Genomic DNA, 12,424 nt, shown 5'->3' with positions numbered 1-12,424 from the left:
TTGATTCGCATCTTAACCGGATTTCAAAAACCAACCTCGGGCAGCGCCACAGTGTGTGGGATCGATCCGGTCAAAGATCCGCTCCACGTCCGAGGGCGGATTGGTTACGTCAGCGACCGGCCGTCGATGTACGAGTGGATGACCGTTAGCCAGATCGGCTGGTTCACCGCGTCCTTTTACCCCGACGGTTTCCTTGACGCGTACACCCAGCTGATCGACCGCTATGAAATCTCGATGCAGCAGAAGGTAAAGCATCTGAGCAAAGGGCAACGCGCCAAGGTCGCTTTGTCGCTGTCACTGGCACACGATCCAGAATTGCTGATTCTGGATGAGCCCACCTCGGGTTTGGATCCCATGGTCCGGCGCGAATTTTTGGAGAGCATGGTCGAGCGAGCGGCATCGGGACGGACGGTTTTTCTCTCCAGCCATCAAATCTCGGAGGTCGAACGCGTAGCCGATACGATCGCAATCCTGCATCGCGGCAAATTGCGGTGTTGCCAACCGATCAACGACCTCAAAGCGTCGATGTCGCAAATCACAATTGGCTTGGACGATCCGCTTTGCCAACTGCCCGCGCTGCCGGAACCCGCCGAAACATTAATCGAAAACACTCAAGGCCGACACCGGCAAATCGTGGCGAGAAATTTTAATCCGGCGATGATCGCGGAACTAGAAAACGTCTCGGGCGTGTTGTCGGTAAGCCATCGCGCCATGTCACTCGAAGAGATTTTTATCGCATTCACTCACGGCGAAGGATTGCACGGCGAGGTTTCCGGCGGCAAAGAACAAGGTCTATCCGACGAAGCAGAACACTCCGCTGAAACACCGCTAATTGAATCAGGAGAGGCATCATGATGAGCTTGAGCCGAGTCCAACGCGCACTGATATGGAAAGAAACGCGGCAAGTCCTCCCTCTCGTCTACATGCTTGCCGGAGTCACGTTTTTCCTGATGTTCTTGTGGGGATGGATAGGAACGAACTTGCCTGCGATGGGATCGATCAGCATCGTGTTTCTGACGATGCCCGCGTTTTACGCCGCCGGTGTGGGCGCGATCTTGATTGGCCAGGAGAAAGAAACCGAAACGATGCAGTGGGTTTCAGCGCTGCCGCTGAACGCATCGGATGTCGTCCGCAGCAAAATAATCGTCGCACTTGGCGGTTTGTCCGTGATGTGGTGCGCGGCACTGCTAGGCGTGCTTGTGATGGAACCGCTGCGTTCTCGATCGGCGACCGCGATGTTTCCAGAGCCGATTTGGTTGAGCCTTTCGTTTTGGATCATTCACTCGGTGTACCTGACGCTTTGCGGTTTTTACGCATCGTGGCGTTCGCAGAGCGTCTTCACGGGGTTGATCATTGCATTGGCAATGGCTTGCATTCCGTACATCGTCGGTCAATTCACGACTTGGGTGTACACCGAGCTCGCCTCTACCTACGCCACCGATCGTGTCACATTGACGTTCACCGGATTTTGGAGCATCGTCGGGATCGCGGTGGTGGCGGTGATGGGGACTCGAGCGGCGAGTCGAGAACTCGGCCCCGCCGATGCCCCACGACTGTTCCCGACTTCTTCCTCTCCGAATGCCGACCGTCACGAGCACACAGCCCTCAATCAATACAGTCCGCCAAAGATCCAGGATCGACCGAGCCATCCTTTTCGGTATTCTGTGGCAACGCTGGTTTGGCAATCGGTCAACTACAACCGGCGACTATTGACGGGACTGGCCATCATGGTCCTAGTGGGAATCGCATCCATTCCCATCAGTTCATCAACATTGGTCTATAGGGACGGTGCGGACGAACTCGGCGTGATCGTTGTCCTATTGGCCGGACTGTCGGTTTGTTGGCTCGGCGTACTCGCGTTTCATGGCGACGGCAGCAGTGCGGCGATGCGTTTTTTGGCCGATCGTGGCATTTCGCCATCGCAAGCATGGTGGGGTCGCCATCTGGTTGGATTCGCCATCATTGCCACAGCCACCGTCGTCTACATTTTGTTGCAGCGGCTGATCGTCAGCGGAATCGGGGCCGGCAATGACTCGGTCAATCAAAATTTGGCAGCGAGCTCACCGATGCCCTCGGCGCTGGCTTTGATCATGCTGTTGGTCACGGCGTACGGAGTATCCCAGTGGATCAGTCAAGTTTTACGCATTCTTGCGGGCACTGCGTTTCTGGCACCGCTGCTTTCGGCGGTCTGTGTGTACTGGCTTGGCAGCTGCTGGATCACGATGGGGACTCCGATTTGGTTGCTCGGTTTGATCATCGTCATTCCGTTGTTGGCGACGTTCGTGCAAATGGCTCGCCACATGGACGGCCCGCGAACGATCGGTTTTCTATCAACGCATACATTGGCCATCATCGCGGTGTTCGGACTGCCCTACCTTTGGTGCTGGTACGAGACCCGTTCATTTCCGTCGATCTCAGCGGAACGCTATGCCGAAATGAAACAGTTGAGCGAGGAACGTGGACTGCCGGTCAAGCAAGCATATTCGCTGCACCGGCTGCCCACCCCTTACGAAGTACTGACGGAAAACCAAGTGACTGAGTTACCCACGGCAAAAGTCGTCGAGGCTCTCGAGTCGGTGGGTGACCGTCCCGAGGATTGGTTTGCGATCAACGGAGCCAAGGACTCGCCTCTGAAGGCCGACTATGCCTTTATTACCGACTCCGTCGCGACGACCGAGTTGATGCAAGTACGCTGGCTTGATTCACTACATCAGCCGGATGAATCAAGTGTCCGTTCACGTGAGAACTTTGTTCGCTGGGTCGATTTTGTTACATCGATTGCCAAACGCTTGCGATTGAATTGGCGTATTCAAGAACAGTGTTATGCCGACCATATCGAAATTGCACTGACACGAATGCTAGTGCACCCCGAAACGCAGCGGTTATGGGATGAGAAAGCAGTCGTCGATGCGATCATGATGCTCGGTGACCAAACGAGCCGATCGCAGGCCCGCCGGGGCGCGGTGCTAACATCGTGGCATCAATTTCACAACGACCCCGAGATGAGACGCAACCACAGCTTGGGCGGTTACGAAGTCAGTTGGCTGCTGGAATCAAAACCATCGCTACAAGTTGATTGGTTGACCGATCCAGCGGCGAATCGAATCAGCAGCGAACTACTGCAACTAATCGATGCGGGCGAGCGAGGCGAATCCACGCTGCCGTATCGCCGAGCTCTGGCTCAACTAACGCTGGGCCAACCAACACTGCAAAGTGATGATAACTTTGAGATTTCGCCTTATTCGGACTCGCTGCAATCGACGTTATACGGCGACCACCTAGCAACACAATACGGCTTTCCAGGGTGTCAGTGGTACGCGGTCTGGGAAAGCGAAGCCAAGAAGTTGGCAGAGCGTTTTCGCAATGCGAATGATTCCGATGTCGATGCCAAACAACAAGGAACCTCATCCGATGAATCCTAATCGTGATGCACTAAAAGCTGCGGACAATGCAGAACGTGTTGTGGCGCGCCGCAGCGTCGCGCGGACCGAAGTGATGACACTCAGTTTGGTCATCCTGCCGTTTGTCGTGCTGGCGGGCTGTTTAATCATTGATGCACTCGAGTCAACGATTGCCAAAGCGAACATTCGTACTTATGTGGCACAACAGATCGCCGCAGGACACCCAGTCGATCGCAGGGCATTGGCGAGCCGATACGACAACCAAACCAGCAAAGCGGCTACCGCCGCCTGGGCAACGCTGCTGGAAGCTTCTCGTCCGTTGCAAGACTCGCCCAGCATCGGCTTGCGATACGGAGACGACCGAATCGTTCCGACAGCGATACGTGCCAACGAAACCTCCGTCGCTCGGCAAGGTGAAATGTCGCTGCCGGTTGTCGATTTTATTGTTCAACGCGATGCGGCATTGACGCGTGCACGCGAAGCATTGCTAAACCGCGATCGCCCCTCGGCGGATAACAAATCAGTATGGCTGCCGGTTGCATTTTGGAGAGATTACCCCCAAGCATTGACCGGCCGTTCCGAGTTCTACGAGGACGACACGCAAGCCTTCTATTCCGCGATCGCTGATGGCGAGAACGATCACGCAATTCATGTATTGCACCGGTTAATCCGCACCGACATCGAATTGGATTCACAGATCTGGAGCGTCAACTCCGCGGCCGCCAAAAGACCTCCCGAAACGGTGATCCATCTCATTCGCCAATCGCTTGCGGTGGCCGATTGGAACGAGGACCAATTGGCGACGCTTCGAAAAATGATCGAGCGAGTCCCCGATTACCAGGCCGTGATTGACCAACATATGCGAGTCATCATGGCGGCTTCATTGGACGAAATGGGGCTCAGCGATGGCGTGGTTGCGAACAAAGTATTCAGAGAGAATTCACGATCGCTACCCGTGAAAATCTCTCCCCAGGCGGCTTGGCAATGGATCCAATTTATGGAACGCGCGCGACAAACCGGGCAACCCGGAACATGGTCAAGATACCTAAGCTTGCGTCGCGAACCGTGGTATGACCAGCGACGACCAGGCTTGGACACCGTTTCAATGACGTCGTTTCCGTATGCGTCAGGCACCTTCCTGATTGGATCAACCCCTATCTACCGACACCTAACCTACGACACGCATGCGAGTTACGAATCGAATCGCCGTTTGGCCTTAACCGCGATTGGAATCAAGCAGTATCACCAACAGAAAAACGCATGGCCACAGTCGCTTGCGGATCTCCGCGCCGTGGGTCTGACAAGCGAAGATTGGCAAATCATGCCGGGAGTCGAATTCGGATACCAAAACCGGCCTCTGCAGCCGCGAACCTCCGTTGGCAGCGAAGTCGTTTTGTGGACCGCCAAACTGAAGGACGGGCACCTCGATCAAGCAATCGAGCGTTTTGCCAGAGGCGACGAATCAGCGAGCCCGCCCGTAGAAAACTATTCGAAGAAATTTGACATGCAGCGAATCACCTTGATTCGCGAGTAGAAATTTTTCGGAGGAAGCGGAGCTCCTAATGGCTTGTTGATTTAATTGTTCAACCGTCAGCCGAAGGCGTAATCTCATTCGTTAGCGTACGCCTATCGGCTAACGGTTAAACGAAGCATTCTAAACGGTTAACGGGATCTCAGCCAATCATCCCTGGCAACTTGCTTAGACGCCAACTCCGAAACTCGAATTCAGACTTGGTGCCTTTGTCGGCCCAAGATTGGTGGCTTCGTCAGGCTGAGGAGGCAAGGGTACAAGCTCGGTATCCGATTCAGCGTCCTCAAGTGGTGCTGCTTCGGTCGGCATTTCGGAGCCGTTTTCCGAATTCAATTCGGTCCCCGGCGAAACAACGGGACCGTCGAGTGGTCCCACTGATATCACAGTCGATCCATCGGGCAGCACCATTCCAGCACGCAGGTCGGACGACGAGGGGTCCACACGCCCGACGGAGTAAGGGGTCTCGGCACTGGGTTGATGCCGAAATTCGCTGTCGTAACCGGGCACTCCATATTGCGGTTCAATCGAACTTTCGTACGGGTAGGTCGATCCGCCGTACGCCGGTGCGGTGTCGTAGCTAAATCCGGGATACGCCGAACCGTAGTAAGTCGAGCCACGATAAATCGGCGAATAACCGGTTGCAGGATAGCGATACGAATCGCTCAATCCGCCGTAACCCAATCCGCCGTAACCCAATCCGCCGTAACCGAGACTGCCATAACCAAATCCGCTGTAGCCGTAGGGATAGCCACTGCCGATCGAAATGCTGAAACCACGGCCGGAGTACAGATTGCTGCCGTAGAATCCTCGGTTGATATGACCATACCCACCACCGAAGTGGCCGTGATCATGATGGTGATGATGGATTCCGCCGTGGTGCCCTCCGCCATGGTGCCCTCCGCCATGGTGTCCACCGCCGTGGTGTCCACTCTTGCCGTGCCCACCGCCATGATGCTGAGCCATCAATGCAGCCTGGCTCAAAAACAATCCTGCAACGGCGATCCCAAACGCAACTCGACGCATATTCGAAAACAACATCAATCCTAAGCTCCTGCGCGAAACATCGCGACACAATCGAAGGCACGCTGACGAGATCGCTGGTACGCGATACGGCGAGTTTAGGGACACATCCCTAAAACCATTCCAATCGCCGTCAACGGTGCGCAATTCAACCTCTTCTATCCTAGAACATGGCTAAGGATAGGCAAACAAATTGCGCCGTTTTGCCATCGAATCGTGAGACTAAATCAGCCGTCACTTTCCGCAGGGCAACGAAATGCGTGGCGAGTTTCGCTACTTTGAATCGCCCGCGTTCTTATAGACACTGGCTGAATGCACGTAGTGCTTGGCGGTTTCGATCAATCGCTGTCGCTGATCATCGCTAACGTCGGCAATGACTTTGGCGGGAACGCCCACCGCCAATTTACCCGGCGGGATCACGGTCCCTTCGGTCACGACGGCACCCGCACCAATGATCGCACCGGCGCCGATCTTGGCACGACTGAGGACCACGGCACGGATACCGATCAACGCACCGTCTTCGACGACCGCGCCGTGCACGACCGCCGAATGCCCGACCGTAACATCGTCGCCGATGACACAAGGCGAGCCTTGGTCGGTATGCAGCAGCGACAAGTCTTGGATATTGGTTCGTTTGCCAATTTTGACGTATTCGGTGTCACCGCGAACGACTGATCCGAACCAGACGCTCGAAGATTCTTCGATGGTCACGTCGCCACAAATCGTGACGTTGTCCGCGATAAACGCCGACGAATCAATCTGTTCGGGGCGGAACACGGGATCAATACGGCGGGCGGACATGACGTCGTGACCTACTTCAGAAATTGGCGTTCAACAAATTTAGTGTCGTGGCGACCTTCGATAAACTCGGGGTGCTGCAACACTTTGTCGTGGAACGACGCCGTGGTGCAGATGCCTTCGACCTGCATTTCTCGCAGTGCCCGCCGCATCGTCGCGATCGCTTCGGCTCGTGTTGGCCGATGGACGATCAATTTTCCGATCATCGAATCGTAGTAGGGCGGCACGGTGTATCCAGCGTAGACATGCGAATCAAACCGCACTCCCAGACCGCCGGGAACGAACATCGTCTCGATGCGTCCTGGGTTGGGCTGAAAGTTTTTCTCTGGATCTTCGGCATTGATTCGACATTCAATCGCAGCGCCTTCGCACTTCACGTCCTCTTGCGCGAACGAGAGTTTTTCGCCCGCCGCGACGCGAATCTGCTCTTTGATCAAATCGATCCCGGTGATCATTTCGGTGACCGGATGTTCGACTTGAATTCGCGCGTTGACTTCGATGAAGTAGAAATTGTTATCCGCGTCGACAATGAATTCGACGGTGGCCGCATTGGTATACTCGGCTCCGCGAATCATTCGCACCGCGGCTTCGCAGATTTCGATTCGTCGATCTTCCGGCAAACTCGGGCTGGGTGCTTCCTCGATCAACTTTTGATGCCGCCGCTGGACGCTGCAATCACGTTCGAACAGGTGGCAAACGTTGCCGTGCGAATCCGCAATGACTTGGACTTCGACGTGCCGAGGCGAACCGACATAACGCTCAAGATAAACGCCGCCGTTACCAAACGCCGCTTCCGCTTCGGTACGCGCTTGGGAAACCGCTGTCGCCAACGACTTTTCATCCTCAGCGACCCGCATGCCTTTGCCACCGCCGCCGGCGGTCGCTTTGATCAAAACAGGGTAGCCGATCTTCTTAGCAACTTCGATCGCTTCGGCATTGTCGTTGATCAACCCATCACTACCGGGCACGACAGGAACGTTGTTGGCAATCGCCATCGCGCGAGCGGTATTTTTGTCGCCCAACTTTTCCATCGCTTGCGGGCTCGGACCAATGAATTCGAAACCACTGGATCGACACACTTCGTTGAAGTGAGCGTTCTCGGCCAAGAAGCCATACCCGGGATGAATCGCATCCACGCCTGCCACTTCAGCGGCGGCGATGATTTGGTCGATTTTCAAATAGCTGTCGCCACTGCGTGGTTTACCAACGCAATACGCTTCATCAGCCAATTTGACATGCATCGAATCGGCATCGGCTTGGCTATACACGGCCACCGAACCGATCCCCATTTCACGACAAGCGCGGATCACGCGCAGAGCAATCTCGCCACGATTGGCAATCAGGATCTTTTTAATCACAGAGTTGTCTACGTTTTAGGCGTTCGGATCGATACGAAACATCGGCTTGCCGAAGTCCACCGGTTGTTGGTCGTTGACCAGGATCTCGACAACGGTTCCGCTGCATTCGGCGGGAATTTCGTTGAAGACCTTCATGGCCTCGACAATACACACGATGGTGTCTTCGGTAACGCGTTGACCGACTTTGACAAACGGCTCGGATTCGGGATTGGCCCGCGAATAAAACGTGCCGATCATCGGAGCGTCGATGGTGATGGTGTTCGCACTTGCTGCGGGCGTTGCCGCCGCAGCGGCCGCGGGGGCAGCCACAGGAGCCGATGCGGGTGCAGCGGCTGATGGCATGTACACCGGAGCGGCTGAGCCACGATTTAGTTTGATCTTCTCATCGCCTTGCTGGAGATCGACCTCCGACAATTCGTGTTCTTCCATCAACTCTACGATCATGCGAAGCCGATCGATATCGAAAATATCGGAACTTTGCTTTCCGCCTTTACTCATACTTGACTCACCGTCAGAAAGATTGACGTTCATGTTAATTATTGGAATGCGGAAGTTTTACAGCACCAACCGACAATCATCGAGACCCTTAGGTAGGGTAGTGAGCACTTCGCGACCAGTTTCTGTCACCAGTACATCATCTTCGATGCGAATGCCAAATTCGTTACCGATATACACTCCTGGCTCAACGGTGACAATCATACCCGCAGCGAGTACGTCTTCACAATTCGACGACATCCGCGGCGATTCGTGGATTTGCAGCCCGATTCCGTGCCCCAATCCGTGGTTAAACTTGTCTCCCAGCCCCGCTTTGCCGATCACACCGCGAGCGATTTTGTCAATTTCTTTTCCTTCGACCCCCGGTTTGATGGCGTCAATCGCTGCCATTTGAGCCTCCAACACCACTTCGTAGGCCCGCTCGAACTCGCTGGAAACACGGCCAATCGACAAGGTCCGCGTAATATCGCTGGCATAACCGCGATATTTTGCTCCCCAATCGATCAGCACGACGCCGGTTGTCGGCATAAAAATTTCGCCGGGGTGATAATGAGGCAACGCGGCCGCGGCATCAAACCCGACGATCGGCTTAAAGCTTGCCGATTCGGCGCCCAAAAATCTCATTTTGGCTTCCAATTCGTGCGCAATCGCCCGTTCGGTCCATTTGGGAGACAACATCGGCAACAGCGATTGAAAGCTTCGCTGAGCGATCGAAACGGCCCCCCGAGTGGTTGTGATCTCGTCTTCGTCTTTGACCATGCGTTGGCGCTCGACCACTCCCGTCGTCTCGATCCAGGAAACATCCGGACACTTGTCGCTCATTTTTCGATAATCGCTCAGCGAGGTCACCGCTGACTCGATTCCGACACGCACGTACCCTGAATCGCCAAGCACCTGCTGGACTAAATCCATCATCAATTGACTCGGCGGGCGAATCGCAGCCGAAATCGACGGACATTCGCTGGCCAATTGGATCTCATAGCGACCGTCGCTGAGGATCGTCGCTTGATCGGGCCCGACCAACAAATAGGAGCTGTCGCCGGTAAACCCGGTCAAATAACGAACGTTGATTTCGTCGGTCACCAGCATCGCATCGATTTCTAACGAAGCGAGCGATTGGCGAAGGGCATCGAGCCGTTGAGTCATGATTTAATCGTGGTGTACGTGGGCTTTGGGATCGTAATCGTGATGTTCTTGATTCACATGAACGTGAATCTGAGGATAGTTTGTGTACAGCCATCGCCATCCCGACTCGGTCACCAACGAATTATCCAAATACAGGGACTCGAGGTAGGGCAGTGATGCGAGTGATTTCAGTCCGTCGTTCGTGACCGGGATGTCGATCAAGTGCACACCGCGTAGCGATTTGATCGCCGCGATCTCGCGAGTCACTTCGTTGCCGAGTTTCGGAGACGCAATCCGCAGCTGTCGCAGCTGCGGAATCGCCGTCAACGACTGGACCCCCGTTGCTGTGCACTGGGCATGAGGCAGGTTGACGTACCATAGCGAACTGCACTTCGCTAACGTCGCCATCCCGACGTCAGTGATCGGAGAATATCGCAGTCGGACCAACTGCAAATTCGGAAGCGTCGGCAGGTGTACGATTCCTTCATCCGTAATCCGTCCTTTGTCCACAATCAATGTCTCAAGTGCTTCGAGATCCTTGATCTGCAGCAGCATCGAATCGTTGATTTCAAAATCGTCAATCTGTAGCGCCGTCGCCTCGTCTTTGACCAGCCGCTCTCGAATCTGGTCAAACTTTTCTTGCGGCGATGGCTCGATGCGTTCGGGCGTGATGGAGTTCGGGTTCGATTGGGTCCAGCGATACCCAAAATAGGCAATCGCCACGACCAGGATCATCACGCCGATCCCCCAGCCTTTGCTGCGAAATTTCGAGGGCTTCGCAGCTTCGTCCGAATTGGCGTCGGCTGACGTGGCATCGGCTGAAGTGGCATCGGGATTCGCGGCGTTGCTCGCAGCGTCATCGTCCGAAGCGTTCGCCGGGTCAGATTTGTCTGTAAAGTCTTTTGCCATGCCAACGATCTTAGCGACGCGATCTCGGTTCGAGTAGGTCTATCGGTATCGCGGGGAACCACATCAACCGATACCCAAATTCGCGGCCCCCACAGGAGTGTGCCCCTAGGCTTGGGAGTCGAACCACCGCTGGCGATACGTCGTGGCTCCAAACGCGGCTGTACTGCAATTTTGGGCCGGGGAGCTCTGCCGTGCAGTAGGGATATTGCGGCGGCGAAGTTTGCGAAGGATTCGCGGGCGACGGTGTGGAAGCCTCGGATGTACCGTGGCCCTTGTTTCGCTGGCGTCGATCTAGCAGCTGTATCGTGGCATCGGGGTTTCGCCGAAGCAAAACCCCGATGCACAGAGAAGTTTCATCGCCGAGCGGCTCAGCGAGACGATTGACCCAGTAACCGTCGCCCCAAGCCATGGATGCTCAAACCATCGTGAGATGGCGTTTGAACGAATCCCGCAATACGTCCAACTACGATGAAACTTCTTGATGTTCGTTTAGCCCCGCGGCTGCATTTGCAACCGTGGGTGTGGGATTAACACCTAGCCGAAACAGCTGTCAACGGTGATTCGAGCTCCAAGAAAACTTTTTCAGTTTCACGCTTCGCTGGAAGTCGACTCGCCCCGTCCGTCCCCAGCAGCGAATGATCGCGAATTCCGCTCAAAAACGCCCCCAGGCTGCACCAAGTCGATGCGACTTTTGCAGCCTGGGTCAAACTTTGCGTTTTGGTTAGCGAAGGTCCGCTTGCACCGACAAGTCGCTTTCCAAAACCACTTCTGCGACCTGTACAGATGCTTCGGCGGCCGCTACCGCTCCGGCTCGCACCATCAACGCTTCGCCAACCGATTCGGGGACCTGCTGGACCGCAGGGGCTGGCCACACGCCGGCAATCAAGTCCACCGCGTGGTTGGCCACTTGGTGGCCGGAGGAGGCAACGGTTTGGAACCGCGATCCGAGTAGCCGGCCCAATCGGCGAGCCGCACCACGGCGAAGATGGCGAGCCATTTTGGGCGTGACCGCATCCACATTCCAAACCAGTTCGTCTAACAAGCAATCCGCCGACGCTTCGATAACAACGTGGTCGACATCGACAACCTCGTCGACCTTCGCGTCCGCCCCGGACTCACTTTCGCCCATCGCCTCGACCAACGCTTCGACATCCACCACCGTTTCGGTTTCGGCTTCAGCGACCACCTCGACTTCGGTATCGATATCGGCTTCGGCGACCACCTCGACTTCGGCTTCAACTACCGCTTCAACCTCGGCCTCCTCACTGACCTCGGCGACCGCATCGAGTTCGGTGGCCGCATCGCGTTCCGCATTCGCCTCGACGTCAGCTGCGACGTCAGCCTCGGCAACCACATCCTCGGTGGACCACATCTCTGGCTTTTCAACGTGATTGTTGCGGTCCAGGATGCAGTAGGGTTTGTAGACGAGCGGGTAGAAGTTCCAAACTTGGATATCGGCAGCCGCCAAATCATACGGCTGGTACGCTTCTTCGATCGTCGCGATGATCGCCGATGAACCGACAATCGCGGCAGCGGCAGAGCGGTCTTCGGCGATCACATCGCCTGCCGCCCCGGTTTCAAATTTATCCGTTTCCGCTACCGCCGCGACTTCCACCTCGGCCGATTCCTCATCAGCCGGCTCGACTTCGACCGGCCCCACGTCAGCGATCGACTCGACTGCGGTCGCTTCCACTTCATCGACTTCGGCTACTTCAACTTCGGCTACTTCAACTTCGGCTACTTCAACTTCGGCTACTTCAACTTCGCTACTTCAACTTCCGCTACTT

At 55.5% G+C, this 12,424-nt stretch carries 10 protein-coding genes; 3 read left to right on the top strand and 7 right to left on the bottom strand.

Annotation, left to right across the window (positions count from 1 at the left end):
• The 3 genes from RMSM_RS10705 to RMSM_RS10695 form a co-directional block, all read left to right on the top strand.
• Positions 1-855 (top strand): ABC transporter ATP-binding protein (locus tag RMSM_RS10705; RefSeq protein ID WP_040765521.1); only part of this gene is annotated, 855 nt, incomplete at its 5' end.
• Positions 852-3,422, top strand: coding sequence for an ABC transporter permease (locus RMSM_RS10700; RefSeq protein WP_040765513.1), 2,571 nt, complete (start codon positions 852-854; stop codon positions 3,420-3,422). The genes RMSM_RS10705 and RMSM_RS10700, both read left to right, overlap by 4 nt.
• A complete protein-coding gene (locus tag RMSM_RS10695) occupies positions 3,412-4,935 on the top strand; it encodes a hypothetical protein (RefSeq protein WP_008695243.1) in 1,524 nt (507 codons plus the stop codon). The genes RMSM_RS10700 and RMSM_RS10695 overlap by 11 nt, the downstream gene beginning before the upstream one ends.
• Before the next feature lie 165 nt (positions 4,936-5,100).
• Here the strand turns inward: RMSM_RS10695 and RMSM_RS36695 are convergent, their stop codons facing one another.
• From RMSM_RS36695 to RMSM_RS10660, 7 genes are all read right to left on the bottom strand, one after another.
• On the bottom strand, positions 5,101-5,970 hold the full coding sequence (locus RMSM_RS36695; RefSeq protein WP_008695242.1) for a hypothetical protein: 870 nt from the start codon (positions 5,968-5,970) through the stop codon (positions 5,101-5,103).
• 255 nt (positions 5,971-6,225) lie between these two features.
• Complete coding sequence (locus RMSM_RS10685) at positions 6,226-6,753, bottom strand: gamma carbonic anhydrase family protein (RefSeq protein WP_008695241.1); 528 nt, start codon at positions 6,751-6,753, stop codon at positions 6,226-6,228.
• 11 nt (positions 6,754-6,764) lie between these two features.
• Positions 6,765-8,108 (bottom strand): acetyl-CoA carboxylase biotin carboxylase subunit, encoded by a 1,344-nt coding sequence (gene accC, locus RMSM_RS10680; protein ID WP_008695240.1) that lies wholly within the window; start codon positions 8,106-8,108, stop codon positions 6,765-6,767.
• A gap of 15 nt (positions 8,109-8,123) precedes the next feature.
• Entirely contained in the window at positions 8,124-8,639 is a 516-nt protein-coding gene (gene accB / locus RMSM_RS10675) for an acetyl-CoA carboxylase biotin carboxyl carrier protein (protein WP_008695239.1), read from the bottom strand.
• Positions 8,640-8,663: 24 nt separating this feature from the next.
• Positions 8,664-9,749 carry a M24 family metallopeptidase gene (locus RMSM_RS10670; RefSeq protein ID WP_008695238.1) on the bottom strand — a complete coding sequence of 362 codons (1,086 nt, stop codon included), beginning with the start codon at positions 9,747-9,749 and terminating at the stop codon, positions 8,664-8,666.
• 3 nt (positions 9,750-9,752) lie between these two features.
• On the bottom strand, positions 9,753-10,637 hold the full coding sequence (locus RMSM_RS36690; protein WP_008695237.1) for a leucine-rich repeat domain-containing protein: 885 nt from the start codon (positions 10,635-10,637) through the stop codon (positions 9,753-9,755).
• Positions 10,638-11,358: 721 nt separating this feature from the next.
• Entirely contained in the window at positions 11,359-12,330 is a 972-nt protein-coding gene (locus RMSM_RS10660) for a hypothetical protein (protein WP_008695234.1), read from the bottom strand.
• Between the last annotated feature and the right edge of the window lie 94 nt (positions 12,331-12,424).

The organism is Rhodopirellula maiorica SM1 (assembly GCF_000346295.1).
Classification (GTDB): Bacteria; Planctomycetota; Planctomycetia; order Pirellulales; family Pirellulaceae; genus Novipirellula; species Novipirellula maiorica.
This window is presented reverse-complemented; position numbering and strand designations above follow the sequence as displayed.